This window comes from Ectopseudomonas khazarica, from assembly GCF_017915135.1.
Taxonomy (GTDB): Bacteria; Pseudomonadota; Gammaproteobacteria; order Pseudomonadales; family Pseudomonadaceae; genus Aquipseudomonas; species Aquipseudomonas khazarica.
This window is the reverse complement of sequence record NZ_CP068551.1, coordinates 1,295,377-1,321,058: the sequence shown is the minus strand read 5'-3', so window position 1 is coordinate 1,321,058 and position 25,682 is coordinate 1,295,377. Positions and strand designations below refer to the sequence as shown.

Sequence of the window (25,682 nt, the reverse complement as noted above, 5' to 3'; positions counted from 1 at the left end):
GACGCGGCGCCCTCGCTTACCTCTCAAGGAGTTACTGCCATGTCCCTCACTGCCATCACCAACGGCATCACCCTCGACCAGCTGGATGCCTGGGGCACCGTGGCCGATCTCGGCTCGGAAATCCTCGAAGGCGAGGTCAAGTGCTTCGGCAAGATGACCGCCGGCGCCCCGACCGATCCGGTCAGCGCCGCCTACTTCGGCACCACCAAGGGCAAGTTCCGCATGACCTACCCGTTCAACGAACAGGCCACCGTGGTCACCGGCGAAGTCGTCCTGACCGACGAGTCCACCGGCCAGGCGAGCCGCTTCAAGGCCGGTGATACCTGGTTCGTGACCAAGGGCACACCGGTCCTGTGGGAAATCGTCAGCGACAGTTTCGTCAAGCACTACTACGCCGTCGCCTGATGCGTGCGGGCGGCGGCCCTGCCGTCGCCCCACGCCGCTCATTGCCCGAGGCCACGATGAACCCCGTCACCTACCAGAGTCTCGGCCAGCACTGCCTCAGCGCCTTCCAGCATTTCGTCCCGGCCTCCCTGGCCGCCTTCTACCGCATCGATGCCAACCTGCAGGCCTGCGACTTTCAACTGCGTGGCATGCAGCCGCCGATGCACGCCGCCTACCTCAATGGCTATCGCGATCTCGACCCGCTCAGCCCCCAGGCCTGCGCAGCATCCGGTCTGCCGGTGATGTCCCTGGAGCAGGGCCTGCGTCGCCAGCCGGCCGCCAGCGGCCAGCTGTACCAGGGTTTTCTCCGGCGCTATGCGGTGATCGACGTGGTCGAAGTGATCGCCCATGTCGATGAACGCCCGGTAGTAGGTATCTCGCTGCTGCGCCACGCCGACCAGGGGCCCGTTCAGTGCGCATGAACTGCAGGGCCTGCTGCCCTTGCACGGGCTGATGCAGATGGCCGTGCAAGGCCTGCCCGACGCACAGGATCGCCTGCTGCAGCTGACCCCGCGTGAACGGCAGATCGCCCTGCTGCTACGCGACGGCGCCAGCAACAAGGAACTGGCGCGCGAACTCGGGATCGGCCTGCCCACGGTGAAGACCCACTTGCTCAACCTGTTTCGCAAACAGGCGGTGAGTAACCGTACCGAGCTGGTTGCCGCCCTCTTCATCTGACGCAGAAGTACAGGGCCACAGGGCCACAGGGCCACACGCCGGCCGCTCGCCCTGCGCAACGCGGCGGGCAGCAGCTGAAAAAAGCGCGGCATGGGCATCTCGCTCACCACAACAACCGCCACGTCATTGCAGCGCATCAACGATGCAGGCCCACAGCGGCTCAGTATTCGGTGGCCAGCGACATCGAATCGCCCAGCAGACCAAACAGCGCCTCGCTGCGCCGCACGCAGGTATCGGGGCTGGCGTAGAACAGTTCCACATGCAGGCTGTCGATGATGCCCAGGTACGCCTCGGCGTAGCCCGTTACCCGCTCGTCATCACGCCGAGCCCAGGCGTACCGCTCCCGCAGCGAGTCGCTGAAGGCATCGCGAAGCCGCGCCAGATAGGCCTCGTAGCCGGAGCCGACGGCGCTGCGCAAGTCCGCAGGCGGCAGGAACGCCGTACGCAACAGAAAACGCAGATGCGCAGAGCGTACGTAGCGACAAGGAAGACGCAGGGCGTATACCTTGCCGACGATCTCGTCACTGCTCGCCTCATCAGCAAAACAGCCGGCGACATGCTCCAGTTCCTGGGCCAGAGCCAGCTCGAAGACCTGGTGGAACAGCGCATCCTTGCTGGCGAAATGCGCATACAGCGAGGCCTTGCGCATGCCCGCCAGCAGGGCGATCTCGTTGAGCGACGAAGCGTCATAGCCATGCTCGGCAAAATGACCGACGGCCATGGCACAGATGTTCGCGGCGGAGGGGGTCAGAGCTTTCGGCAAAACAGTCTCCAGCAGTCCTTACGCGCTCGCGCTGTGACGAGCGGGAGTGTCACTCTGTGCGGGCGGCCAACGCCGCAGCGCCGGGCACGTCTGCAGGCAAACCCGGCAGTACCCCGGTGAAGACTTCACCTTGCCAGGCCAGTTCGATCTCCCGGTGCCGAGCGCTGCCCTGGAACTGCGCGATGAACGCATCGACCTTGGCCAGCAACGCGGTATTCTCGCTTCGTGCCGCCACGCCGACGCTGTAGCACCACTGGCGCTCGCCGATGGCGCCGGGCAACAGCTCGATTCGCCCATGCCAGCGGCTTTGCCGGTTGTTCGCCGCCCAGTGGTAGATCGGCCGCTCGACCACGAAGGCATCGACCACCCCCTCGGCCAGGGCATCGTGAATTCGGCTCTGATCGGAGAACACCAGCAGATTGGCCAGTTCGACGCGAGCGCCCGGCTGACGCTGATTGGCCGACCAGCGCACACCAAGGCGGGCCAGGGTTTCCAGCACCAGCGGGTCGTTGCCACAGCCCAGCACACGCCCCTGCAGGTCGGCCAGGCTGCGAATGCCCGTCTCGCCGCAACGCCTGGCCATGATCAGCGGTGCCACGCTGTAGGGCTGGGAAAAGGCTACCCCCTCGAACACCGGCAAGGCCGGCAGCGCACTCCACATCAGATCAGCCGGTGGCTCGCCAAGCCGCTGGCCAAAATCCAGTGCCGACAGACACTGCTCCCAGCTGTGCTCGACGAACTCGACCTCGACACCCAGCCACTGGCCGAAGGCGCGCACATAGTCGGCATCCAGCCCGCGCAACGGCTCACCGGGTACGCTGCGAAACGACAAGCCGATGAAAGCCGGCTCGATGGCCACGCGAATGCATCCGCGCTGCAGGATCGTCGTCAGTGCATCATGGCCCGGCTCGACGGCGACATGCTGACTACGCAGCAGCCGTTGCAGGCCGACATCACCCTCCTCCAGCGTGGCCGCCTCCTGCCCGAGCCGGGCCGCGCGCTCGGCCAGCTCGGTCAGGCCATCCAGACGCTGCCGCAACTGCGGCACGCTCTCCAGGATCACCCGGTTGGTCTGCTGCAACCCGTCGACATTCTCCGACACGGTGCTGAACAGGCCGTCCATCTGTTCAAGCGACAGATTGAGCTGCTGGGTCAGCATCACGAAGCGCCCCTGGCTGTGCGCAGACACCGCCAGCATGCGCCGCTGCAGATCGCTCAGGTCCATGCGCGCCGTGGCATCCTGGGCACTGAGCAAGGTGCGCTGAGCCAGGCGCCTGACCTCATCGGCGACCACCGCAAAGCCGCGCCCGGCTTCGCCGGCACGAGCCGATTCGATGGCCGCGTTGAGTGCCAGCAGGTTGACCTGCTTGGCGATGTCGCCGATATCGTGCAGCACCGCGATCACCTCTTCCGACTTGGCCGTGACCTGTACCGCGACCTCGTCCAGCTGCAGGCGGATATCGCCCTCGGCCTGTTGCAACTGTTCGCTCAAGGCATGCTGCATGGCCACGGCCAGCGACCGGCTGTCGCGCATGTGCTGCGCCGAGTCGCCCAGCGCCCGAGCCATCTGCTGGCCACGCCGGTCGATTTCCACACAGGCCTGACGTCCACTCGACAAGCCACTGGCAGTGGCTCGTTGCAAGCTGGTGAGCAGTTGCAGCAGACGTGAACACAGCCATGAGCTCAGGACGCGGGTAGCAGTTGGCTGCTCCGGCTCGGGCTGGATGACCAGCGTCATCGGCGACTCTTGCGCTGGCCGGGAAAACCAGTGTTTGAACATGCGTGTGCCACTCCAGAATACGGCGCAAGGCGAACCTGCGACCTGACGGACATTCTCTGGCGACACTCTTACCTGCTGGCCGGCAGGCAGGCATGCACCTGCCTGCCAACGTTCTTGACCTTGTCTGCCGGGAGCGGCGCGAAACACTTGGCGCCGCCACGAGGCGGTACAGCCTGCGCCCTGCCTACGCTCGGGAAACGGCTCAACCATCCGGCTGATACCCGGCTCAGAAGACGCGGTGCAGCATGCGGACATTCCACTCACCACAACAGGAACATCCCCATGAGTACCTCCGACTGGATTACCGTTGGCGCCCTGGCCGACGGCTTCGCCCCTGGCGCCTTCATCCTGCCGCAGCTCGCCGAGCTGGCCGGCCAGCGCTTCAACCTGTTCTTCGAGAATGGCTGGGAAATCGACCACCGCTTCGACGCCGAGCAACTGCACTGGGTCGCCGCCGATGGTCACTCCCAGGGCAGCGCCCCCTACCGAGCCACCTCGGTGCGCGATGGCATCTACCTGGTCGACTTCATCAAGCATGAAGGCGGCAAGGACCATTCGATCAGCCTGGTGCTCGACACCCTGAGCCAGTCGTTCACCGCCGTGATCGGCACCCTGCCCAAGGCCGAGGAAACCCGCGAAGGCCTGTATGAGCGCGCCCTGGCCGGCAAGTCCCTGACCGGCGTGCAAGCCTGCTTCCATCACGGCAGCCTGGACAAACCCTGGCAACCCGGCAGCTGCCCACACGCAGTAACCCGCGAGCTGATCGGTCTGCGCAACCGCTATCGCTACAGCCCGACCGAGGTCTACGAGCACATCTACCTCAACGACGACTACTACAGCTGGCAGTGCCTGAAGGGCGTCGAGAAGGGCCTGTGCGACACCGACCGCTGCCATTACTACAAGATCGCCGACGCGCTGTACCTGTTCGTCTGGCGCGAAAAGATCGTGCCGACCCTGGGCCTGGTGATGATCGACCTGAAGAACCACCGCAGCGACGGCAAGATCTTCGGCTACGCCGGCGACCGCTTCGACGCGCTGTCCAACTTCCCGGTGTCCTCGTACTGCGACCTGCTCAATCGCACGGAGTACGGCGATGACTAGGACTGTCGTCATCACCGGCGCCGGCACAGGAATCGGCGAGGCCTGCGCCCACCGCCTGGCGGCCGAGGGCGCCGACCTGGTGCTGATCGGCCGGCGCGCCGAACCGCTGCAACGGGTGGCTGCCGCAACCGGCGGTCTGGTACTGGTCGGCGATGCTGCCGACAGCAGCACCTGGGATGGCTTCATCGCCACTATCCGCGCTCGCTTCGCAAGGATCGACGCCCTGCTGTGCTGCGCCGGCGGCCATGGCCTGGGCAGCGCCGGCGAGACCAGCGACGCGAGTTGGCAATCGGCACTGCGCAGCAACCTCGACAGCGCCTTCCACAGCGCCCGTGCCTGCCTGCCGCTGTTGCTCGAGCGGCGCGGCAGCATCGTTCTGCTGGGCTCCATCGCCTCACTCGCCGCCGGCCCCGAGGTGTGCGGCTACACCACCGCCAAGCACGCGCTGCTCGGCCTCAATCGCTCGCTGGCGCGGGACTATGGCCCACACGGCGTGCGGGTCAACTGCATCTGCCCCGGCTGGGTACGCACACCGATGGCCGACGAGGAAATGCAGGCGCTGATGCAGCACTACGGCGACGATCTCGACGCGGCCTACGCCCGTGTCACTGCCGACGTGCCGCTGCGGCGCGCTGCCAGCGCCGGGGAGATCGCCAACGTCTGCCGTTTCCTGATCAGCGACGAGGCTTCGATCATCACCGGCGCGACCATCGTCGCCGATGGTGGCTCGAGCGTGGTCGACGTACCGACGCTGGCCTACGCCCACCTGGGAGGTGCCTGATGGCCACGGTCTTCGACTACAGCGGGCAGACGGTACTGGTCACTGGCGGCGCCCAGGGTATCGGCCGCGGCATCGTCGAAGCGTTCGCCGCCAGCGGTGCCCAGGTACTGATCGCCGACCTGCGTCTGGACACCGCCCAGGCACTGGCCGACGAACTGAACGCACGCGACCTGAGCGCCGAGGCAGTGGGCATCGACCTGGCTGATCGCGAAGCCATCACCACTCTGTTCGCCAGCCTGCCGCGCCTGGACGTGCTGGTGCACAACGCCGGCTACTTTCCGCTGACAGCGTTTGCCGACATCACCCCGCAGGTTCTCGAACGCACGCTGGCGGTCAACCTCAGCGCACTGTTCTGGCTGAGCCAGGGCGCACTGCCGCTGTTCAGCCGCCAGGGCGGCGGCAACGTGCTGGTGACCTCCTCGGTAACCGGGCCGCGGGTGGCCTATCCGGGGTTGAGCCACTACGCCGCGTCCAAGGCCGGGGTCAATGGCTTCATCCGCAGTGCTGCGCTGGAGCTGGCGCCGCTGGGTGTCCGCGTCAATGGCGTGGAGCCGGGGATGATCCGCACCCCGGCGATGGACAACCTCGGCGACAGCCTGCTCAGTGCGCGCATCGCCGCCAGCGTACCGCTGGGGCGTCTGGGCGAGCCGCAGGACATTGCCGGCGCCATGCTGTTTCTCGCCTCCGAGCATGCCTGCTATGTCACCGGCCAGACCCTCGTCGTCGATGGCGGCGCCACCCTGCAGGAGACACTGGCAGCATCGAGCTGAAAACCGCAACCGGCAAACAGAAGCCCCTGCACCTGACGGTGACAGGGGCTTTCACTCGATCGAGTCGGTCCCGACGACAACACGACACCGTGCAGGCAGCGTCACACACGAGGCGCCGCGTTGCTCATCGACTCGGCTCTCAAACAGCGCCGACAGCCTCGGTCAGCGCCATGGCGCGGTAGTCCTTCGGCGACAGCTCGAAGTGCTTCTTGAATGCCCTGCTGAAATGCGCCGAATCGGTGAAGCCCCACTTGTAGGCGATGGAGGTGATCGACTCACCCTTGAGGAAAGGATTGGACAGGTCATCGGCACTGCGCTTGAGGCGCGAACGCTGAATGTAGCGACAAACGCTGTCGCCCTGCTCCTCGAACAGGCGGTACAGGTGGCGTACCGAGATGTTCAGGCGCGACGCCAGGCCAACGGGATTGAGGTTGGGCTGGCTCAGCGAATCGTCGATGATCTTCTGCACGTAGCTGCGCAGGTTGTTGCCGTGCAACAGCTCGGCGGAAAGGGGTTTGTCGTGCGTGCTCGACAAGGCGGGCGCCAACAGGGAAATGAACGCCGTCCGCAGCGCCTCGCCTTCGACACCGTCGTCATGCTCGCTCTCCGGCTCACGGCACAGCTGGTCTACCAGCATGTGCAGCATCTTGCCGCTGGAACAGGTCGCACTGACCTTGCCGAACTTGTTGTCCTTGAGCACCCGATCGACCTCGTTGCGCGGCAGCGACAACGAAGCATGTTCGATCAGACCGAACGGGGTGATCTCGCAGGAGCCGACCGAGTCCATCAGCAGCAGATCGCCGGGCGCCAGCTGAATGTTCGTACCGTTCTGGGAAATCTGTGAAAAGCCGCTGCGCTGGCTGACCAGGAAGCAACTCTGATCGTTGTCATGATCGGGCTTGATGGAGTGACGGGCGATCAGCCCGGCATTGGTACGTAAGTGAGCCATGGGCAAACCGGCATGGCACTGCAGGGAGATTTCGCCGATGAACAGCGATCGATTGAATGCCATCTGGGTCTCGAACTGACCACAGATCGCCTGCAAGGAGGCCTTCCAGCTTTCAAGGCCCTCTTGGGCCAGGGTTTGGCCATTCATACGCACCTCCACGGATGCTGTCTTGTTTTTGTTGCGCAATAGTTAACATGTTATCTATAGAGGCGCAACCATGAAACTTCTTGGCTTTATCAATGCAGATTAGGTGCCAACAATCCGTTCAGGAACATATTCATTTATTCATGCGCACGGATTGCATGAAGCGGCCTGAAAACAACCGATAAACCCGTGCAAGCCGCGAAACAGGGCGATTTCCAGGACGACCAACGCCAAGCACCCAGGCACCGACAGCGCCCTGCTCAGGTCAGCAGGAAAGGCATGCGCCCGTTCGGTGCAGCAGCAGCCAAACAGGCCTTCAGCAGGTGCGCAGCAGGCGCTGCAAGATGATGAACGCATTGATCAGGCAATCACGCTGCTCATCATTGAGACGGATGTAGCGCCGGAAGTTGGGCATCCGGTTGACCACCTCGCTGGCGGCCATATGCTCCAGCCTGACCTGCCAGCCAGCGGCCTGGCGCTCGATCGACAGCCGCTTGAAATCCAGTGGCATCAGCACCTGGCGCAAAGCCTCGTCGCCCAGCAGGCCGCGCTCCAGCGCGGCCAGTTCAGCGGCATCGCCCTGGCGCCGTTTGCACGCCAGTCCGCTACGGGTCAGCGCGCCGCTATGGCGTAGCTCGACATGCAATGCAGCGGCAGCGGGTGCCGGCACATGCAGGACGAAGTCAGTCAGCACCAGGTGCATGAGCAACTCGCTTTGCGTGCGCTCGACCACCTCGAACTCCAGCTCGCAGCCGGGAACGCCAAAGCGTCCCCGCGCACCGCCATCCAGCGCCTCGAATGACAGGCCGGCGAGATTGCGCCGCACCTGCTCCAGGGTCGCCCCCGGCCGATAGCCGGAGGGCAGCCGCTGCTTGCCGAACAGCTCAGACAGTCTTGGCAACATGGAAACCCGACTCTACGCCGTGTACACCCGGCTCATGGTTGAACTCTTTTTCCAGAATCTCTTCCACCGGCACCGGGCGGAAGGGATTGACCTTCTGCACCACCAGGGTCCAGAACAGCGCATAGGCTGCAGTGATCCCGAGCATGAGGGCGAAGGGCACATAGACGGCACTCGGTTCGATGCCGGGTGGCGCGATGAACCAAATGCCCAGCAGCATACCGACAGTGGAGACGATCTGCGGTAACGGAAAGAACGGCGACTTGTAGGCACGCGGCAGATCCGGACGGCGGATGCGCAGGAGCACCACCGAGAGGGTCACCAGCAGGTATGCCGTGGCCCAGGCGCACACCGCAGCGAGGATCAGCGGCAGCATGCTGTCGGCATTGCCCCCCAGCCACCAGGCGTGCAGGCAGGGAATCGCCGCCACGACGGCGATGCACACCACAGGTGTCTTGAAGCGCGGGTGCAGGTAAGCGAAGACCCTCGGCAACGCGCCATCGACCGCCATGCCGTAGAGAATGCGCGGCACCCCGGCCATCAGCGTATTGATGGTGGCCGCGCCGGCGAACAGGAAGCCGATGCCCAGCCAGATCGGACCGATGTCGCCCATCACCTGTTGGGCGAACTGCGGAATCGCCATCGGCGTGTCCAGCAGGTGCACGCCCGCTGCTTCATCGAGCAGGACATTTTCCACCTGACGCTTCATCGCCGCACCGTAGATGAACATGCAGCTCCCCACCCCCAGCAGGCCGACTGCCATGGCCCGCGGCAGGACCCAGGCGGAGCGTTTGAGATCGGGTGCCAGCGGGGTCACGAACTCGCAGCCGACGAACATGAACATGGCCATGCCCACCAGCGACAGAATGGTGATCAGGTCGGTGCCCACCAGCGAGGCACCGAACAGCCCATCCAGCTCCACCGCCGGTGCAGCGATCAGACCACCGATGCCGAACACCATCAGGGTGCTCCACATCACGGCGGTGAGTATCACTTCGGCCTTGCTGAACACGCTGATGCCGAAGGCATTGAGGACGCCGAATCCGATCACGAAGACGACACCCAGCAGCCAGGCACCCCCTGCCGATTCGGCCAGCGTATTGAGGTGCTCGAAGTTCACCAGCGCCATCACCCCGGCCAGGATGGTCTCGGCCGTACCGGCGAAGACATGCACGATAAGGTAAGCCGACAGGGTACCGGTGATGGCGAAGAAACGCCCCATGCCGGCCGAGATATAGTCATACACCGAGCCGGTGGTCGGCATCAGCGACGCCGCCTCGGCAAAGGTGGTCGACTGCGCGAGCATCATCAGCATGGCGATGACCATGGCCATGGCGAAGGCGCTGCCGCCGATGCCAAAACCCATGGTGGCGGTGAGAATGACCGGACTGGCCATGATCAGGCCGACGGTACTGGCCAGCGCGGTCGGGAAACCAACCGTTCCGCGAGCCAGGTGCTCATTGAGCTTAGCGTTGATCGACATCGTGGGAACCTCGAAAGCAGATATTCTGGTTATTAGTCATGCCGGCACCCCATCGATGCCGTTCCGCTGGATCGCCGGCACAGCCGTCAACCCCTTCCCTATACACACCCGATACAAGGCCCTCGGGTGGACAGTCGACAACACTTTGCGCCCCCACACGGAGCCAGTCTTGCCCCTGGCTGCCGCCTTTCTTGTTGCTGCCTGACATGCCCTCCCCAGCTGGCTGACGCGATCAAAAGCCCTGGCAGGGACGGACAAGACTTGCCCTCGTCACGAGGTGACTAATAGCCCGTCGCGCCAAAGTCTAGCGCTCGGCGCCTCTCTCGGAGCCTCAGAAGCTCCGGATCACCGACACGAGAAACAGGGGAGCACACCCATGGCACATTCCACCCGTCGTCCACCACTGGCCCAGGCCATCGGTCTGAGCCTGGCGCTGCTGAGCGCCAGCCAGATCAGCTGTGCCTATGAACTCTATGCTGACGACGATACCCACCTGAACGCCGACTTTCTCGCCGTCTATGGCTGGATGAACAGTCGCAAGAACTACGATGGCACGCCAGGTGGTTCGAGCTGGCGCGAAGGCTTCATCAAGTACGGTTTCAGTGGCGACCAGCGCCTGGGCGACTCGGGCACGCTCTACGGCGCCTTCAACCTGGTCAGCTCCGGCACCTGGGGCGACGGTGATGCAGCCGGCAACACGGATGGCCGCGAGCGCACCACCAAGATCGAAGACGCCTACCTGGGCTGGCGTTCCGGCGACCTGTTCCCGCTACTGGGTACCGATGGCGTGGATGCCTCTTTCGGCCGCCAGGTGATCACGCTCGGCAGCGGCTTCCTGCTCAACGACGACGGCCCCAACCTGGGCAACGGCCCCGCCGACGGCGCGCTGGACCGTGGCGGGGCCTACTACATCGCCGCCCGTCACGCCTTCGACCGCACCGCCCTGCTGAAACTGGGTGGTCAGGACGGCCTGCATGGCAGCGCCTTCTGGTTGAAATCCGACAACCGCGCCCAGGCGGAAACCTCGCTGGCTGGCGGTACGCTGGACTACAGCGGGAAAGCAGGCACCCTGGGGCTGACCTACATTCATGGCCTGGGTGTGACCGATCAATGGGCCAGCGACTTCCAGCAACAACGCGATGGCATGGACATCTACAGCCTGCGTGGCGAAGGGGATGGCGGCATCGAGAATGCCAGCTTCGCCTTCGAATACGCCTGGCAGGACAAGGATGCCGGTGCCGAGAAGGCCTGGTATGCCGAGGCCGGCTATACCTTCGCCGACATCGCCTGGTCGCCCAAGATCACCTACCGCTACAGCCGTTACTCCGAAGGCTGGGATTCGCTGTTCAACGGTTTCAGCACGGGTTACGGCACCTGGTTCCAGGGCGAAGTGGCCTCCAACTATGCCGGCCCGTTCAACAGCAACACCGGTATCCACCATGTCGGTTTCAAGGTCACGCCGCTGGAGAACCTGACCCTCGGTGCGCTGTACTTCGACTTCAACACCCTGAAGAAAAGCGACGCGCTGAACCTCGACGCCCGCGAGCTGGACCTGTACGCCGAATGGGCGGTCACCGACCACCTGATCATCAGCCCGTTGATCGGCCTCTACCAGCCGAAGAAGGATGAAAGCAACGGTGGCAACCAGGTCGGCGGCAATGGCACCAACGTCTACAGCCAGTTGACCGTGGCCGTTCCGTTCTAAGCCACCCCATGCTCCGCAGAACGCCGCTCGCCCTCGACGCAAGCGGCGTTTCCTGTTTCTTGCGGCCATAAAAAAAACCGCCGGCAAATGCGCGGCGGTACAAGCATGCAGTGTGATGAAGATCGCTGCCGCAACTCCCCAACAGCAGCAACGCCACTATTGCGCAGGCGACCCAGCCCAGGCTTGCACCACGCTGCCAAGGCTGTTGCACGCCGCTGCCAACGCGTCTGCGTGCAGGCACAGTCATGCCATTGCGGCAGGCACAGTCAAGTCATTGCCCCAGGCTGTCTTTAAGCTGGAAAGGTGCGCGCCCTTGGCGCTCGTCACTCTAATCCTGCCTCTGGAGCACTGCATGAGCAGCCTGATCGAAACCCTTCCCAGCGTCGCGGCCTTCCTCACCCGTTCGCACGCGTCCTTCATCGACGGTGAACAGCGCCAGCCACTCAACGGCCATCATCGCGACCTCCACAACCCGGCCACAGGCAGCGTGCTGAGCAGCACCCTGCAGGCCGATGCCGGACAGGTCGAGGCCATCGTGCAATCGGCTCATCGCGCCTTCAAATCGGGGGGCTGGACGGGCCTGGCGCCCGCCGAGCGCGAGCGCATCCTGCTGCGTTTCGCCGATGTGGTGGAGGCTCATGGCGAGGAACTGGCGCAGCTGGAAACCCTCAACCAGGGCAAGTCGATTCACCTGGCACGCGCCGTCGAAGTCGGCGCCTCGCTCAACTACATGCGCTACATGGCCGGCTGGGCGACCAAGATCGAAGGTCAGACCCTCGACGTCTCCATCCCGGTGCCGGCCGGTGCGCGCTTCAATGCCTACACCCGGCGTGAAGCGGTCGGGGTGATCGCCGGCATCGTGCCCTGGAACTTCCCGCTGATGATCGCCCTGTGGAAGATCATGCCGGCGCTGGCCTGCGGCAACACCATCATCATCAAACCGGCTGACGAAACCCCGCTGACTGCACTGCGCCTGGCCGAACTGGCCATCGAAGCCGGCATACCCGCAGGCGTGTTCAACGTCCTGGTGGGCAAGGGTTCGCAAGCCGGTTCCGCGCTGGTTGCGCATCCGCTGGTAAGCAAGGTGTCGTTCACCGGTTCCACCGCCGTCGGCAAGCAGGTCGGCGTCGCCGCGCTGCAGAACATGACGCGTTTCACCCTCGAACTGGGCGGCAAGAACCCCATGCTGGTGCTGGCCGACGCCGACATCGACAAGGCCGTGGCCGGCGCCATCGGTGGTGGCCTGCTCAACCAGGGGCAGGTCTGTGCCGCTGCATCGCGCCTGTACGTGCATGCCAGCCGCTACACGGATTTCGTCGAGGCGCTGAGCGCCCAGGTCGCAGCGCTCAAGGTCGGTGCCGGCATGGACGCCGAGGCGCAGATCAACGCTCTGGTTTCGCGCAAGCAGCAGGACAGCGTACTGAACTACCTCGGCATCGCCCGCCAGGAAGGCGCGCGTTTCACCACCGGTGGCGGACAGCCCGATCTGCCGGGCTACTTCGTGCAACCGACCGTGCTTGCCGACGTGCAGCAGACGATGACTGCCACACAGGAGGAAATCTTCGGCCCGGTGTTGTCGGTGCTGTCGTTCGACGACATCGACCAGGCCGTCGCCATGGCCAACGACAGCCGCTACGGCCTGACCGCCAGCATCTGGAGCAACGACCTCGGCCGCGTGATGGACCTGATCCCGCGTATCGAGGCCGGTACCCTGTGGGTCAACAACCACGTACCGGTCGACCCCAACATGCCGTTCGGTGGGTACAAGCAGTCAGGCATCGGCCGTGAGTTCGGCAAGGCCGCCATCGAAGGCTTCACCGAAAGCAAATCGGTGTGCATCACCTACTGATGCGCACCATGCAGCCCGCCTCGGTCGCGGGCTGCATCCCGGATGTGGACTTGAACCCGGGCACGCACTGCGCCACAACGAATACCGAGGAAGCCTCAGCCTGTTCTGTTGCGCCTCTGGCACCAGGAGAAATCCACCTCAGCCTGGGCGCTGAGAACAGCGCAAGATCGCGCCCGATCACTCCTCGCGGACAAGACCCTGCTGGTGAGCTACACCATCAATCCGCAGGGCTTCTTCTGAACCACAAACGGCACGCCCACCTGGCCAACATGGCCTGGCTCGCTGCGCGTAGAGAGCAGGCTCAGAGCTTGCCCTCCGAACCGCTGTAGCGGGTGCCCTGAACATTGCCATCCGCATCTGAGAGGCAGGACCAGTGAGCGTCTGCCCCCGGAACCCTGACCATCACCCCGATGCCCGCTTCGGCACTCATGACATCGATGACCGACAACGAGCTCTGGGCCACCCCCGTGGTTTTCGCAACAGCCGCCAGACACGCCTGCTCGGCCTTGCTTGGCTCCTTGCTGGGGACCACGCCAGACGATGCCGAGGCATCCTGACAGACACCATGAACGCCGTGTTTCGCTGTATAGGAAACACTCATGCTCTGATCCGGGTTCTGCATGAGCGAGATGGTGACGCCGTCATGTGAGGCCTCGTAATAGCTGTCGCTGAATTTCTTCAGCTTGGCTTCCTTGCCATTCACATAGACGGGGCCGCCTTGATCGGCATGCACCTCGATCGAACCGGGGCAGCTGTAGTTCAACAGAGGAATTCCGGCTTGCGCCATGCCGGAAGCAAGCAGTGCGATACTCGCGACAAGATGAATGTTCATGGGATTGGCGTCGTCCTCGGCAGGGATTGGAGCAATTGAAATCCAGCCTCTCCAAACGTCGGAAATCATTCTCGAGCCAGGCTGGATCCACCCTCAGGAATCTAGCATGGAATCGATCCAGCCCGACGCCAGCCGGCAAATGGCGAGCTGCGGCAGCGGCCGGACCGTTCTGCGCAACCCCGTGTACAGCCCTTCGCTCAACGTCCGTAAGTGGCCGTCACGCTCGCACTGGCCAGCTTGTTGAAATGCACGAGGAAGCCGATCAGCGCCGGCGAGGCGTTCGCCAATGGCGGCTCCAGCTTTTCCACCTTCAACGCATGCACGGTGAACACATAGCGGTGCGGTTTGTCCCCCTGCGGCGGGCAGGCGCCGCCAAAACCGGCCGTGCCGTAGTCGCTGACGCCCTCTACCGCTCCCTCCGGCAGCGCTTGGCCAGCCTTCCGGCCAACGCCCTCAGGCAGCGACGAGGTGCTTGCCGGCAGGTCATAGAGAACCCAATGCCACCAGCCCGACCCTGTGGGTGCATCCGGGTCGTAAGCGGTAACCACGAAGCTTGTCGTCCCGGCTGGCGCGCCACTCCATGACAACGCCGGCGAAAGATTGTCACCACTACAGCCGAAGCCGCTGTATACGTGCCGTTCGGACAGGGTTCCCCCATCCGCGAACGACGAACTGGTCAGCGTGAAGTCTGCAGCCCTGACCAATGCAGGCAGGCAGACGAAAGCAAGAGCGACAGCAATCACAGGGCGCATCGGAGAGATTCCTTGACAGTATTCGACGGCGGCAATGATCCCGCCGCGTAACCTGCCCCGCTACGCCAAACGCTCCAGATGCGCGCCATTCTGCGCCAAGCGCTGACGCATCACCGAGGGCGCGAACCCCCAGCGTGCCTGGAAGGCCGCGCTGAAGCGGCTGTGTGACTCCCAACCACAATGCAGGGCGATGTCGTTGATGGAGCGCTGGGTGCTCTGCAGCAGGACCAGAGCGGTTTCCAGGCGCACCTCGCGGACCAGCCCGGCGAGGGTGAATCCCGACCCGGCGAGGCGTCGGCGCAGCGTCGAGGCGCTGGCATGGAAAACCTCGGCGAGACGTTCGATTCTCCAGTCCTCTTCAGGCCGCAGAGCGATGAGCCGGCGGATACGCTCCGCCCAGGAAATCTGCTCGACGGGCTTGAGACGCACGCCACGCTCACCCAGAACAAGCAACAGTTCGATCACCCGGTGACGCTGCAGCACAGGAGAAACCGTCGCCGCCTCCAGGGCCAGCGCAGTGCGCTCGATGACCTCGCTCAGTTCACCGTCAAGGTCCATGGTCCTGGCTGCGGACAGCTCGTCCCGCACCGGCGGCAGGATGGCCGCAACCGCCCTGACAGGTTCGTCGGAAAAGGCCAAGGCCAGCGCCTCGTAACACGACTCGTCAGCAGGATCGTTGAGCACGTCCCACTGGGTTCCCCGTGCCAGCACCACCACTTCATTCTTCGATACGCTGAGAGTCCCGGTTGGTGCGATGAGCGCCTTGCGACCACGGCGCACCAGCACCAGGAGGTCCTCGCGGATCGACAGGGTTCTCACACGATGCCTGGCGCTGCTGGCAATGCGAATGACCTGAGCCGGCGCGGAAGCGATATCAGTAACGGGAGTGGACACGAGGGACAGTTCCTTTTCGGTTGGTTTCGCCACCATCGGCTGTCGCAGCCGCGCTGTGCCTCGGAAGGCAGTGGTCACATGCACATCACGCAGGGCGGGCGGCACCGGGCTTCGTCTGAAGGGCTGTTCGCGCTGCCAATCTACTGGGTGTGCCGTCGGAAAGCCAAGCCAGGGCACTTGTCTACTCTGGCAACGGCACGCTCTGGCTAGGTTCTGTCATCGGCGGCAAGCTCCGTGGCGATCGCCTCGATCAGCGCGCGTACGCGGCGCGGCTGGCTGCGCGTCCCCGGGTAGACGATCTGCAGGGCCGTACGTGCCGCACTGTATGGCGCCAGGACTTCGATCAGCCGTCCGCCATCAAGGTCGGCCTGCACGTCCCATACCGATTTCAGGCACAGACCATGGCCCTGCAGCGCCCAGCGCCTGACCAGTTCGCCATGGTTGGCCATGCGCCGGCTGCGGACGGCGACCGAGTAGGGCTTGCCGTCGACGAGAAACGACCACTGGTGATCACTGTTGATGCCGAAACGCATGACGATGCAGTCATGCCCGTGCAGTTCATCGGGGTGCAACGGCACACCCATGCGCTCGAGGTAGCCGGGCGCGGCGCATACGACGCGCCGGTTCTCGCCGATGGGTTTGACCTTCAGGCTGCTGTCGGCCAGCGTGCCGTAGCGCACGGCAAAATCGAGGCCCTGGCTGACCAGGTCGACGAAGCCGTCGGTGAGGTTGAGCTCGACGCTGACCTCGCGGTGCTGGTCGAGAAAGCGGTCGACAATCGGCACGATGCGCGCCTGTCCCAGATCGACCGGAGCACTCAAGCGCACCGGCCCACTCAGGCTCTGCGCACCAAGACGCACCCGGCTGTCCAGTTCCTCCGCTTCGGCCAGCAGGCGGCGGGCACCCTCGGCCAGCGTCCGGCCTTCGTCCGTCAGGCTGATCGAGCGCGTAGTGCGGGTCAGCAACGCCACGCCATAGTGCGATTCCAGTGCGGCCAGCCGTTCGGACACCGAGGCGGGCGAGAGCCCCAGCTCACGCCCGGCGGCAGAAAGCCCGCCTTTCTCGATGATCAGCAGGAACAGCTCCAGGTGGTTGAGCATCATTCGTAATATCCGAAATATCTTTTCGATTCTTGCTGGATTTTAAGCCTTCAGCACAAAGCATAAGGTACCCCCATCGTTCATCGAAGGGGAAGCACCGTGAACTTCACCGAGCAAAGCACCAGCGTCATCGTCGGCGGCCATACGGGTATCGGTCGGGCACTTGCGGATGCACTCCGTGAGCGCCCGGGTCGGGTGCTGGTGGCCAGCCGCCGCAGCGGCCTGGATGTCACCGACCCGAGCGCCGTGGAGCGCTACTTCGAGGCCATCGGCACTATCGACCACCTGATCTTCACCGCCGGATCACAAGCGCCGGGCGGGCAACTGCTCGACATGGACCTGAGCACGGCGAGGGCCGCCTTCGACACCAAGTTCTGGGGCAGCCTGGCCGTGGCCAAGGCAGGCGCCCGGTACCTGCGCGCCGGTGGCAGCCTGACGCTGACGAGCGGCTTCCTGGCACGCCGCGCCGTGCCCGGCACCTTCGTCAAGACGGCGATGAACGCAGCGCTCGAAGCCGTCGCCAAGGTGCTGGCACGTGAGCTGGCGCCATTACGGGTGAACGTCGTCAGCCCCGGCCTGACCGACAGCGAAGCCTATGCCGGCATGGCAGAGGACGCACGCCTGGCCATGCTGCAACGCGCCGCCAACAACCTGCCGGTCGGCCGCGTCGGCAGGCCGCAAGACCTGGCCCAGGGCTACCTGCTGGCCATCGACAACCCTTTCATGACAGGTGCGGTCATCGATATCGATGGCGGCGCACTCATCAACTGATCCCACGGAGAAAACTCCATGTCCGACTCTCGCAAACTCTTCGACCCGGTCCGCGTTGGCAACCTGGAACTGGCCAACCGCCTGGTGATGGCACCGATGACACGCGCGCGCAGCACGCAGCCCGGTGACGTACCCAACGCCCTCAATGCCAGCTACTACGCGCAGCGTGCCAGCGCCGGGCTGATCGTCTCGGAGGCCACGCAGATCTCGCCACAGGGCAAGGGCTATTCGTTCACCCCCGGCATCCACAGTGCCGAGCAGGTGGAAGGCTGGCGCCTGGTGACCCGTGCCGTGCACCAGGCCGGGGGGCGCATCTACCTGCAGCTCTGGCACGTCGGGCGCATGTCGCACCCGGACTTCCATGACGGGCAGCTTCCGGTCGCGCCCTCGTCCGTCGCCTTCGACGGCGCGATCTGGAAAGTCGACCCGGCCACCGGCGAGGGCGGCATGCACCCCTGCCCCATCCCGCGAGCACTCGAGCGCGAGGAAATACAGGCAATCGTCGAGGACTACCGCGTCGCCGCCAGGCACGCCATTGCCGCCGGCTTCGACGGTGTCGAGGTACACGCGGCCAATGGCTACCTGATCGACCAGTTCCTGCGCACCACCTCCAACCTGCGCAGCGACGAGTACGGCGGCTCGCGGGAAAATCGCCTGCGCTTTCTGCGTCAGGTGATCGACGCCGTGGCCGACGAAGTCGGCGCCGAGCGCACCGCCATTCGCCTGGCTCCGTTCCTCACCGCGCGTGGCATGGCCTGCCCGGACATCCTGCCGACCATCCTCGATGCGGCCAGCTACCTGGACGCCAGGCAGATCGCCTACCTGCACCTGGTCGAGGCCGACTGGGACGACGCCCCCGAGTTCACCGAGGCGTTTCGCCAGGACATCCGCCAGCGTTTCCGCGGCCCGATCATCGTCGCCGGCAAATACGATCAGGCACGCGCCGAGTGGGTGCTGGGCAAGGGCTATGCCGATCTGGTGGCCTTCGGCCGCCCGTTCATCGCCAACCCCGACCTGCCCCGCCGCTATGCCGAGAACCTGCCGCTGGCTGACTTCGAGCCGAGCAGCCTGTTCGGTGGCGATGCGCGCGGCTACAGCGACTATCCCGCGTCGCCGGTCCAGGAGCAGGCGCTGTGAGCCCGCAGGCCCACGACCAGGGCGCCGGCCTGCCGGCGGGCAACCTGCTGGGGCTCGATCACTTCACCCTGCGTACCAGCCGCCTGGAGCAGACGGTCGAGTTCTTCACCCGGGTGATCGGCTTGAGCGACGGTCCGCGACCGGCGTTTCGCTTCCCCGGACGCTGGCTGTACGTCGGCGCCCATCCGGTGCTGCATCTCGTCGCCGTGACCGCCGACGACCGCCAGCTGCACGCCTACCTGGGCGAGCAGGAGGGTGCCGACGGCAGTGGCTGCGTCGACCATATCTCGCTGCGCGGCACGCACCTGGCCGAGACGCAGCAGCACCTGCTCAGTCTCGGCCAGAGGTTTCGCGAGCGCATCGTGCCGCAGATCGGCGAGCACCAGCTGTTTCTCGAGGACCCCAACGGCGTGACCATCGAGCTGATCTTTCCCTACCGCCCGGAGAACGCCGTGCTGGGCGAAGCCATGCCGCGACCGGACATCGGCTGATGTGATGAGCCGCCGTGGCGGCAAGGAGCACCTTGAATGATCCACCTGGGCATCACCGACCTGACCTTCCACCACGCCACCGGCGCCGTGGTCGCTGCGCTGCTCGAACACCTGGGGTACTCGGTGCGCTGCAGCCATGCGCCGCACGAGGAAAACTTCGAACGCCTGCGCCAGGGCCAGATCGACATGCTGGCCTCGGCCTGGCTGCCGTCCAGCCACGGCCTGTACCTTGAGCAGGTGCAGCAGAGCGTGGCCACCCGCGAGCTGGGCCTGCACTACCAGCCCTATGCCCTGTGGGGCGTGCCGGACTACGTGCCGCAGAGCGAGGTCGCCGAGATCGCAGACCTGCTGCGCCCGGCCGTGCGCGCACGAATGACGCCGGTGATCCAGGGCATCGGCCCTGGCGCCGGAATCACCCGTTTCTCGCAACAGATAATGCAGGCCTATGGCCTGACCGACGCCGGCTACCGCTTCCTCACCGGCACGCAGGCGCAATGCATCGAGGCCATCGAGACCGCCATCGCCGAACGTCGCTGGGCGGTGGTGCCGCTGTGGCAACCACAGTTTCTGCATGCACAGCATCGCCTGCGCGAACTGCATGAGCCGCTGGGCCTGCTCGGCGGCATCGACCGCGCGGTGCTGCTGGCCCGAGAGGACCGTCTGCAGCACTTCAGCCCGCAGCACCTGCAGGTGCTGGACAACATCCGCCTGAGCAATGCCCAGGTCGCGGAGCTCGACCTCGCCATCAACCGTGGTGGCCTGCAGCCGCAAGCCGCCGCGCAGGCCTGGCTGGCCGCCAACCCACGCACATTCGGCCAATGGCTGGAGCCGATCGACGGCTGAGCCGTCCCATCAGAGGAACGACCCATGCACGACACCCCCGAAACACGCCTGGCCACACTCGGCCTGCAACTGCCCGAGCCCGCGCCGGCGCTCGGCAACTACCTGCCCTGGTGCATCGCCGGCGATACCTTCATGACCTCGGGGCAGTTTCCCTGGTTCGCCGGCGGCGTCAGGTATCGCGGCCAGCTGGGCCGCGACCTGGACCTCGAACAGGGTTACGCGGCCTGCTCGCTGGCGGCGCTCAACGCCATCGCGCAGCTCAAGCAGGCGCTCGGCGAACTGTCGCGGGTGCGCCAGATCGTGCGCCTCGAAGGGGTGCTGAACGTAGCCGAGGGAGAGACCGAACACCCCAAGGCGCTGGATGGCGCCTCCGACCTGATCACCCGCGTATTCGACCGCCAGGGACAGCACACCCGGATGATCTGGACCAATCCGGTGATGCCGATGGACAGCGTGTGCATGGTCTATCTGTTCGCCAGGGTCGAGCCGCACTGACCCGTTCCACCTCTGACGCCGCCTCAGCATCTGACCAAGGCGCCTGCCAGGCCTGCTCCCCCGCTCGGAGCAGGCAACGCTCCCCCCTATCGACTGGCGCCAAGAGCCCGGGCAACCCGCGCGGCCAGCCACAGCGAAGTCCGGCTGATCCAGCGCAGTCGCCTGCTCATGAGGGAAAGGTTCAGACGCCAGGACGCTGGCCGCACCTGTGGCAGCGCGCTAGTCGAGATTCCACGGGCCTATCGTCACCCCGATGCTGTCATCACCGCAGTCGAGCGGGAATTGCTCGCCGCGCCGCAGGAAGTTCTGCTGCTCTCGCCGGCAGCGCTCGGCATCTCGTTTCACCATCTGTTCAAGACCGCTATTGCCCGTCATCAGCTGATGGCGCGCATCAGGCTCCTTGACGGTAATCCAGGGTTGGGGGTCCCTGATGTTGAACTTCTCCGCAGGCGGATCAGCCTGCACTGACGTTTCGCCCTCGACAGCAGGCAGCTCCTCAGGCTTCACACTGTAACGGCTGAAGATCGAGTCATCGGGCAAATCAGTGGCCAGCGCATTACCCGCCAGCAGCAACAGGACACTTCCCCAGGAACGACAATTCATCACACACCTCACAACAACTTCTATCCATTCATCACTCAGCTTCGAGTGAGCGTAATCAGGCACCGCCCTCACCCCCTCCAGGTCGATTCATGCAACGCCGGCAATGCACGAATCAACCTCAGGGCCGAATCAGCTCCGCCCGCTGCTGCGCCCAGGGCGCCGGTGCAGAGACAGACCGAGTGTTATCGCCGCCATGAGCATGCAATACACCGCGATCGGCCACGCGCTAGCAGCTGGCGTCAGCAAGATGATGAGCGTGCCAATCCCGCCCAGGAGGACACCGCCCAGGCAGAAGTAAACCGCTGTGGCAGTGCCGGCGATATGATCGAGCCCACGCAAAGCACCATTGGGGCCGACAGAAACCGCCGCAGAGATTCCCACGCCTATGAGCCACATCGGGCCAATGAAGCCCATGACCGACTCCCGGATCAGTGATTCTCCAGCAACCAGCAGCAGGGCACCAGCGATGAGACAGCCCATCCCCGCGCGAAGAATGACGATTTCCCCGACACGCCGCACCAGCCGCCCGATCACCTGAGCCGCGATCATCATCACGATTGCGACCGTGCCGAACACCAGGCTGAACTCGAACGCAGACAGCTGCTGTCGCTCCATCATCACCCAGGGGGCGACCGAGAAGAAGACGAAGAAACTGCCCATCCCGGCACTGTAGCCGAGGGTATAAAGCAAGAACCCGAAGGACTTCAGAGGCACGAACAACTGCCGCCAACTCAGGCTGCCCGTTCTGGCTCGCCGGGTCTCGGGCCAGAGCAGCCAGGCTGAAACGACCGCCCCGAGCATGGCGACAGCGAGCACCAGGAAGATCGCCCGCCACCCCAGCCATGCCGCGACCGACGTCCCCAGCAATGGTCCCAGCGCGGGCACCATCGCCAGCATGGAGCCCAGCAAGCCATAGATGACGCTGCCCTCGGGACGCTTGGCATAGACGTCGCGCACGGTGGCAAATACCGCGACCAGACAAGCCGATGCCCCGGCCGCCTGGAGCGTACGCAGCGCCAGGAATGCCGCAGGCGACGAGGCCAGGGCGAGCCCGACCGAGGCCAGGAGGTAGGTCATGCCACCGAGCAACAGCACGGGGCGTCTGCCGAAATGGTCGGACAGCGGCCCGACTATCAACTGGCCCGCCCCCAGCACGACCAGATAAACCGTCAGGGTCAACTGAATGGTACTGGCGCTGGCATTCAGCGCCTGGGCCATCGAGGGGATAACGGGCAGATACATGTCCATCCCCAGCGACGCGATCAGGTCGAAGGGGGACAACAGAAGCAGCGTGACGGCGAGAGAGTATCGCCAGGTAAGATCTTTTGAGTGCACGAAGCCATCTCCTTGAGCGAGAGGTTTGGCTGCGGTCTCATCATGTAAAGAAGCCAGAAGAGCGCCGCAACAACCGGAAAGAAAGGTTGCTGCGGCTTACTTGACGGCTTGCTTGGCGGTTCTCATTGGCGTTCATTCCCGATGCGATGGGCTAGCGTATCACCGCCCAATCGAGCGGTGAAGCACGAGCCGCAGCGCTCGGCAGCCCCATCGCGCTCGAGTTGAACGGCTCAGACCACTGGCGGAATCCTGGGTGTGAGCAACCCTGCGGTTTCACCGCCATCGATGGTGAGCGAGGTGCCATTGACATAACTGGACGCGGGAGAAAGCAGCCAGACGATCGCGTTGGCCACCTCGTCAGGCCGGGCCAGTCTGGCGGCAGGAATGCGCGCGCTCAACGCCGCCACCTTGCCGGCATCCGCGACGACACCACTCATCATGCGCGTGGCAATCTGCCCTGGACACACGGCGTTGAAGCGCACCTGCGCGCCATACTCCAGGGCCAGTGCCTGGGTCAGGCCCAACAACGCCGCCTTGCTTGCACAGTATGTGGCGAGCCCCTGCTCCCCCGTCTTGCCGGCGATCGACGAGACGTTCACGACCGCCCCGCTGCCCTTCTGCAGGCCGGGCAGCGCATGCTTGATGAAGAAGAAGGCGGAGCGCGTGTTGACTGCGAACATGGCGTCCCACTCTTGCTGCGTGGTTTCGTGAAATGCCTTGCGCCCTGCCATGCCTGCATTGTTGACCAGCCCGCTGAGTGCTCCATCACCAAGCTCCAGCGCCTTGGCCACGACCGCCGCGCAGTCTTCCTCGTTGCGCACGTCGCCAGGGACGAACGTGCTCGCTGGCAGGCGTTCTTGCAATGCCGCCCCGGCCTCTGCGTCGCGGCCGCTGAACACCACCTTGCAACCCTGACCGGCCAGCAACTCGACGGTCGCGGCGCCGATGCCATGGGTGCCACCTGTGACGATGTACATAATCATGATTTCCGTTGGTTGTTGCGCTGAGCGCGCAAGGTGAGGAAGGTCGTGCTCAGAAGGCCGGCAATACCGACGACGAGCAAGAAGGTCGACATGGCCAGAATCGACGGATCGATGGTGTCGCGGATGCCGTCGAACATCTGCCGGGGCAAGGTCCGCTGGCTTGGTCCGCCGATGAACAGCGTTACCACGATTTCATCGAACGAGGTCATGAAGGCGAACAGCGCACCGGACACGATGCCGGGCGCGATGATCGGAACGGCGATGCCCACGAACGCGCGCGCAGGGCTCGCGCCGGCCATGGCCGCGGCTTTCAGCAATGTCATGTCGAACCCCTGGAGGCTGGCCGCCACGCTGATCAACACGAACGGGGTGGCCAGCACGGTATGCGCGAGAATCAGCCCCGTCATCGTTCCCGTCAGGCCCAGCTGGCCGAACAGAAAGTACATGCCCAGCCCGGAAATGACCGGCGGGAAGATCATGGGCGAGATCAGCAGGCCGAGCAGACCGCCCGGCACAGGCAGGTTGCGTCTGGCAAAGGCCAGCGCGGCCAGGGTCCCCAGTACCGTGGCCAGGGCGGTCGAGGTCGCCCCGACTACGAGGCTGTTGCTCAGCGCACTCATCCATGGGCCACTGGTGAAGACGCGCTCGTACCATTGCAGGGAAAACCCTGGCAACGGGTACGACAGAAATGAGCCGCTGCTGAACGAGATCGGCACGACCGCCAGCAAGGGGCCGATCATGAACAGGCTCATCAGCAGACCGAACGACAGATGCGCTTTGCGCATGATCGAAGCAAGCAAAAAATGACGCATGGCAATGGCTCCCCTAACGCAATCCGGCGATCTGACGGATGCCGACCAGGCGCGCCGCCAACAGATAGATGACCATGACGCACAGAATCAGCACCAGTCCGAGCGCCGAGGCCATGCCCCAGTTGACGGTCGTGTTGGTGTAGAAGGCAATGAAGTAACCAAGCATCTGCTCACGGGCGCTGCCCACCAGCGTGGGGGTCACGTAGTAACCGGCGGCCACGATGAAGGTCAGCAAGGTGCCGGAGCCAATGCCGGTGAGGGTCATCGGCAGATAGACATGGATGAACCCGCGCAACGGGTGCGCACCCAGCGATGCCGAGGCCCGCATGAAGTGCGGCGGGATGCTCTTCATGACGCTGTACAGCGGCAGCACACTGAACGGCAGCAGGATATGGACCATGACGATGTACACCCCCGGCAGGTTGAAGATCATCGCGATGGGCTGATCGATCAGTCCCGCGTGCAGGAGCAAGGTATTGACGATGCCCTTTTGCTGCAGCACTACGATCCAGGACGTTGTCCTGGCGAGCAGTGACGTCCAGAACGGCAGCATCACGGCGAGGAGCAGCAGGATCTGCATCGGACGGGGCGCGCTGACCATCAGGGCGGCGAAGGGAAAGCCCAGCACCAGGCAGAGCAAGGACACCACCAGGGCGATTTTCAGCGTCTTCAGGATCAGGCTGACGTACACACGCTGATTCTCGTCAGCCAGTGCGACGCCCTCAGCGGTCTGCTTGAGGTCGACGGCCGCCAGCAGGTAGTAGGGTGTGTATGCCGGTGAGGCACGCTGGAAGTCGCTCCAGAACTTCGCGGAAATCCAGCGCGGATCGATAGCCGCCAAGCGTGCCTGTGCACTGCTCGCTGTCGAGGAAGGGTCTCTCTTGTAGTGACGCGCAGTCTTCATGACCAGCGCACGATAGCCACTGTTCTCGTAGTTCAGGCGTCGCGCCGCTTCGCCGATGACGGCAATGCTCGGTGCCTGGAGAAAATCCTGCTCGAGGGCGATGAAAACCCCTTCCGCAGGAACGGCGTGCGGCGTCACGCTCTTCTGTTCCTCCAGCGCCGCCAGCGTGCGGGGGAACGCCTGAATCACTTCCGGGTTGCTGACGGCCCGGTACAGCATCATGCCAATCGGCAGCGCGAAGAAAACGGCGGTGTAGGCCAGCAGCGGCAGCACCAGCAAGACGGAGAAAACCTGCTTGCGTCGACTGGAACGCTGATGCGCGGCTACCAGCGCGACAGCTTCTGCCGGCGCTGCAGCGGTCGAGGATATGGACATAGTCAAA

At 64.5% G+C, this 25,682-nt stretch carries 23 protein-coding genes and 3 pseudogenes; 12 read left to right on the top strand and 14 right to left on the bottom strand.

Annotated elements, in window-relative coordinates:
* Positions 1 to 39 precede the first annotated feature (39 nt).
* Both JLK41_RS06055 and JLK41_RS06050 read left to right on the top strand, forming a co-directional pair.
* Entirely contained in the window at positions 40 to 405 is a 366-nt protein-coding gene (locus tag JLK41_RS06055) for a cupin domain-containing protein (RefSeq protein ID WP_210390585.1), read from the top strand.
* 56 nt (positions 406 to 461) lie between these two features.
* Positions 462 to 1,122 (top strand): annotated as a pseudogene (locus tag JLK41_RS06050) (helix-turn-helix transcriptional regulator).
* A gap of 160 nt (positions 1,123 to 1,282) precedes the next feature.
* Here JLK41_RS06050 and JLK41_RS06045 read toward each other — a convergent pair.
* Both JLK41_RS06045 and JLK41_RS25525 read right to left on the bottom strand, forming a co-directional pair.
* Positions 1,283 to 1,885, bottom strand: coding sequence for a TetR/AcrR family transcriptional regulator (locus tag JLK41_RS06045; protein ID WP_342357366.1), 603 nt, complete (start codon positions 1,883 to 1,885; stop codon positions 1,283 to 1,285).
* Between the two features lie 49 nt (positions 1,886 to 1,934).
* Positions 1,935 to 3,281: pseudogene (locus JLK41_RS25525) on the bottom strand (methyl-accepting chemotaxis protein); the annotation flags it as partial.
* 666 nt (positions 3,282 to 3,947) lie between these two features.
* Here JLK41_RS25525 and JLK41_RS06035 point away from each other — a divergent pair.
* From JLK41_RS06035 to JLK41_RS06025, 3 genes are read left to right on the top strand one after another with little or no spacing between them, the layout of a single operon-like run.
* Positions 3,948 to 4,766 (top strand): molybdenum cofactor biosynthesis F family protein, encoded by an 819-nt coding sequence (locus tag JLK41_RS06035; protein ID WP_210390583.1) that lies wholly within the window; start codon positions 3,948 to 3,950, stop codon positions 4,764 to 4,766.
* Positions 4,759 to 5,547, top strand: a complete 789-nt coding sequence (locus tag JLK41_RS06030) for an SDR family NAD(P)-dependent oxidoreductase (RefSeq protein WP_210390582.1) — start codon at positions 4,759 to 4,761, stop codon at positions 5,545 to 5,547. Before JLK41_RS06035 ends, JLK41_RS06030 begins: the two co-directional genes overlap by 8 nt.
* Positions 5,547 to 6,317, top strand: a complete 771-nt coding sequence (locus JLK41_RS06025) for an SDR family oxidoreductase (protein WP_210390581.1) — start codon at positions 5,547 to 5,549, stop codon at positions 6,315 to 6,317. Before JLK41_RS06030 ends, JLK41_RS06025 begins: the two co-directional genes overlap by 1 nt.
* Before the next feature lie 139 nt (positions 6,318 to 6,456).
* Here the strand turns inward: JLK41_RS06025 and feaR are convergent, their stop codons facing one another.
* From feaR to JLK41_RS06010, 3 genes are all read right to left on the bottom strand, one after another.
* Entirely contained in the window at positions 6,457 to 7,413 is a 957-nt protein-coding gene (gene feaR / locus JLK41_RS06020) for a transcriptional regulator FeaR (protein WP_210390580.1), read from the bottom strand.
* Between the two features lie 313 nt (positions 7,414 to 7,726).
* Positions 7,727 to 8,314 (bottom strand): DUF3156 family protein, encoded by a 588-nt coding sequence (locus JLK41_RS06015; RefSeq protein WP_210390579.1) that lies wholly within the window; start codon positions 8,312 to 8,314, stop codon positions 7,727 to 7,729.
* Positions 8,295 to 9,794, bottom strand: a complete 1,500-nt coding sequence (locus JLK41_RS06010) for an APC family permease (protein WP_210390578.1) — start codon at positions 9,792 to 9,794, stop codon at positions 8,295 to 8,297. The genes JLK41_RS06015 and JLK41_RS06010 overlap by 20 nt, the downstream gene beginning before the upstream one ends.
* 376 nt (positions 9,795 to 10,170) lie before the next feature.
* Here JLK41_RS06010 and JLK41_RS06005 point away from each other — a divergent pair, with 376 nt between their 5' ends.
* On the top strand, positions 10,171 to 11,499 hold the full coding sequence (locus JLK41_RS06005; protein WP_210390577.1) for an alginate export family protein: 1,329 nt from the start codon (positions 10,171 to 10,173) through the stop codon (positions 11,497 to 11,499).
* A gap of 352 nt (positions 11,500 to 11,851) precedes the next feature.
* Complete coding sequence (locus tag JLK41_RS06000; protein WP_210390576.1) at positions 11,852 to 13,348, top strand: aldehyde dehydrogenase family protein; 1,497 nt, start codon at positions 11,852 to 11,854, stop codon at positions 13,346 to 13,348.
* Between the two features lie 553 nt (positions 13,349 to 13,901).
* Here the strand turns inward: JLK41_RS06000 and JLK41_RS05995 are convergent.
* The 4 genes and pseudogenes from JLK41_RS05995 to JLK41_RS05980 all read right to left on the bottom strand — a co-directional run.
* Positions 13,902 to 14,180: pseudogene (locus tag JLK41_RS05995) on the bottom strand (hypothetical protein); the annotation flags it as partial.
* A 197-nt stretch (positions 14,181 to 14,377) separates the two neighbouring features.
* Positions 14,378 to 14,932 (bottom strand): YbhB/YbcL family Raf kinase inhibitor-like protein, encoded by a 555-nt coding sequence (locus tag JLK41_RS05990; RefSeq protein ID WP_210390575.1) that lies wholly within the window; start codon positions 14,930 to 14,932, stop codon positions 14,378 to 14,380.
* Positions 14,933 to 14,992: 60 nt separating this feature from the next.
* Positions 14,993 to 15,826 carry a helix-turn-helix transcriptional regulator gene (locus JLK41_RS05985; RefSeq protein WP_210390574.1) on the bottom strand — a complete coding sequence of 278 codons (834 nt, stop codon included), beginning with the start codon at positions 15,824 to 15,826 and terminating at the stop codon, positions 14,993 to 14,995.
* Positions 15,827 to 16,032: 206 nt separating this feature from the next.
* A complete protein-coding gene (locus JLK41_RS05980; protein WP_134677693.1) occupies positions 16,033 to 16,929 on the bottom strand; it encodes a LysR family transcriptional regulator in 897 nt (298 codons plus the stop codon).
* Between the two features lie 96 nt (positions 16,930 to 17,025).
* On the opposite strand from JLK41_RS05980, the gene JLK41_RS05975 reads away from it, so the two are divergent.
* Genes JLK41_RS05975 through JLK41_RS05955 form a run of 5 tightly spaced genes read left to right on the top strand, consistent with a single transcriptional unit; the run spans position 17,026 to position 20,663 of the window.
* Complete coding sequence (locus JLK41_RS05975; RefSeq protein ID WP_175253086.1) at positions 17,026 to 17,697, top strand: SDR family oxidoreductase; 672 nt, start codon at positions 17,026 to 17,028, stop codon at positions 17,695 to 17,697.
* An 18-nt stretch (positions 17,698 to 17,715) separates the two neighbouring features.
* A complete protein-coding gene (locus JLK41_RS05970) occupies positions 17,716 to 18,834 on the top strand; it encodes an alkene reductase (RefSeq protein ID WP_210390573.1) in 1,119 nt (372 codons plus the stop codon).
* Positions 18,831 to 19,325 (top strand): VOC family protein, encoded by a 495-nt coding sequence (locus tag JLK41_RS05965; protein WP_210390572.1) that lies wholly within the window; start codon positions 18,831 to 18,833, stop codon positions 19,323 to 19,325. The genes JLK41_RS05970 and JLK41_RS05965 overlap by 4 nt, the downstream gene beginning before the upstream one ends.
* Positions 19,326 to 19,361: 36 nt before the next feature.
* Positions 19,362 to 20,168, top strand: coding sequence for a glycine betaine ABC transporter substrate-binding protein (locus tag JLK41_RS05960; protein ID WP_210390571.1), 807 nt, complete (start codon positions 19,362 to 19,364; stop codon positions 20,166 to 20,168).
* A 24-nt stretch (positions 20,169 to 20,192) separates the two neighbouring features.
* Positions 20,193 to 20,663 carry an Atu1372/SO_1960 family protein gene (locus tag JLK41_RS05955; protein ID WP_134677697.1) on the top strand — a complete coding sequence of 157 codons (471 nt, stop codon included), beginning with the start codon at positions 20,193 to 20,195 and terminating at the stop codon, positions 20,661 to 20,663.
* Positions 20,664 to 20,882: 219 nt separating this feature from the next.
* On the opposite strand, the gene JLK41_RS05950 is transcribed toward JLK41_RS05955, so the two are convergent.
* The 5 genes from JLK41_RS05950 to JLK41_RS05930 all read right to left on the bottom strand — a co-directional run bounded on the left by JLK41_RS05950 (position 20,883) and on the right by JLK41_RS05930 (position 25,675).
* The gene (locus JLK41_RS05950) at positions 20,883 to 21,266 is read right to left on the bottom strand and encodes a hypothetical protein (RefSeq protein WP_210390570.1); all 384 of its coding nucleotides are present in this window, start codon (positions 21,264 to 21,266) and stop codon (positions 20,883 to 20,885) included.
* Between the two features lie 129 nt (positions 21,267 to 21,395).
* Complete coding sequence (gene cml / locus JLK41_RS05945; protein WP_210390569.1) at positions 21,396 to 22,601, bottom strand: CmlA/FloR family chloramphenicol efflux MFS transporter; 1,206 nt, start codon at positions 22,599 to 22,601, stop codon at positions 21,396 to 21,398.
* A 230-nt stretch (positions 22,602 to 22,831) separates the two neighbouring features.
* Complete coding sequence (locus JLK41_RS05940; RefSeq protein WP_244976479.1) at positions 22,832 to 23,578, bottom strand: SDR family NAD(P)-dependent oxidoreductase; 747 nt, start codon at positions 23,576 to 23,578, stop codon at positions 22,832 to 22,834.
* 2 nt (positions 23,579 to 23,580) lie between these two features.
* Positions 23,581 to 24,396 carry an ABC transporter permease gene (locus JLK41_RS05935; RefSeq protein WP_134677701.1) on the bottom strand — a complete coding sequence of 272 codons (816 nt, stop codon included), beginning with the start codon at positions 24,394 to 24,396 and terminating at the stop codon, positions 23,581 to 23,583.
* A 13-nt stretch (positions 24,397 to 24,409) separates the two neighbouring features.
* A complete protein-coding gene (locus JLK41_RS05930; protein WP_210390567.1) occupies positions 24,410 to 25,675 on the bottom strand; it encodes an ABC transporter permease in 1,266 nt (421 codons plus the stop codon).
* Positions 25,676 to 25,682 lie beyond the last annotated feature (7 nt).

Excerpts from the sequence above, each read along its gene's own strand:
- JLK41_RS05940 (WP_244976479.1), bottom strand. The coding sequence starts at position 23,578 with ATGTACATCGTCACAGGTGGCACCCATGGCATCGGCGCCGCGACCGTC.
- JLK41_RS06025 (WP_210390581.1), top strand. The coding sequence starts at position 5,547 with ATGGCCACGGTCTTCGACTACAGCGGGCAGACGGTACTGGTCACTGGC.
- JLK41_RS05935 (WP_134677701.1), bottom strand. The coding sequence starts at position 24,396 with ATGCGTCATTTTTTGCTTGCTTCGATCATGCGCAAAGCGCATCTGTCG.
- JLK41_RS06015 (WP_210390579.1), bottom strand. The coding sequence starts at position 8,314 with ATGTTGCCAAGACTGTCTGAGCTGTTCGGCAAGCAGCGGCTGCCCTCC.
- JLK41_RS05970 (WP_210390573.1), top strand. The coding sequence starts at position 17,716 with ATGTCCGACTCTCGCAAACTCTTCGACCCGGTCCGCGTTGGCAACCTG.
- JLK41_RS06035 (WP_210390583.1), top strand. The coding sequence starts at position 3,948 with ATGAGTACCTCCGACTGGATTACCGTTGGCGCCCTGGCCGACGGCTTC.
- feaR (WP_210390580.1), bottom strand. The coding sequence starts at position 7,413 with ATGAATGGCCAAACCCTGGCCCAAGAGGGCCTTGAAAGCTGGAAGGCC.
- JLK41_RS06055 (WP_210390585.1), top strand. The coding sequence starts at position 40 with ATGTCCCTCACTGCCATCACCAACGGCATCACCCTCGACCAGCTGGAT.
- JLK41_RS05960 (WP_210390571.1), top strand. The coding sequence starts at position 19,362 with ATGATCCACCTGGGCATCACCGACCTGACCTTCCACCACGCCACCGGC.
- JLK41_RS05930 (WP_210390567.1), bottom strand. The coding sequence starts at position 25,675 with ATGTCCATATCCTCGACCGCTGCAGCGCCGGCAGAAGCTGTCGCGCTG.
- JLK41_RS05955 (WP_134677697.1), top strand. The coding sequence starts at position 20,193 with ATGCACGACACCCCCGAAACACGCCTGGCCACACTCGGCCTGCAACTG.
- JLK41_RS06030 (WP_210390582.1), top strand. The coding sequence starts at position 4,759 with ATGACTAGGACTGTCGTCATCACCGGCGCCGGCACAGGAATCGGCGAG.
- JLK41_RS05980 (WP_134677693.1), bottom strand. The coding sequence starts at position 16,929 with ATGATGCTCAACCACCTGGAGCTGTTCCTGCTGATCATCGAGAAAGGC.
- JLK41_RS06005 (WP_210390577.1), top strand. The coding sequence starts at position 10,171 with ATGGCACATTCCACCCGTCGTCCACCACTGGCCCAGGCCATCGGTCTG.
- JLK41_RS05990 (WP_210390575.1), bottom strand. The coding sequence starts at position 14,932 with ATGCGCCCTGTGATTGCTGTCGCTCTTGCTTTCGTCTGCCTGCCTGCA.
- JLK41_RS05950 (WP_210390570.1), bottom strand. The coding sequence starts at position 21,266 with ATGAATTGTCGTTCCTGGGGAAGTGTCCTGTTGCTGCTGGCGGGTAAT.
- JLK41_RS06010 (WP_210390578.1), bottom strand. The coding sequence starts at position 9,794 with ATGTCGATCAACGCTAAGCTCAATGAGCACCTGGCTCGCGGAACGGTT.
- JLK41_RS06000 (WP_210390576.1), top strand. The coding sequence starts at position 11,852 with ATGAGCAGCCTGATCGAAACCCTTCCCAGCGTCGCGGCCTTCCTCACC.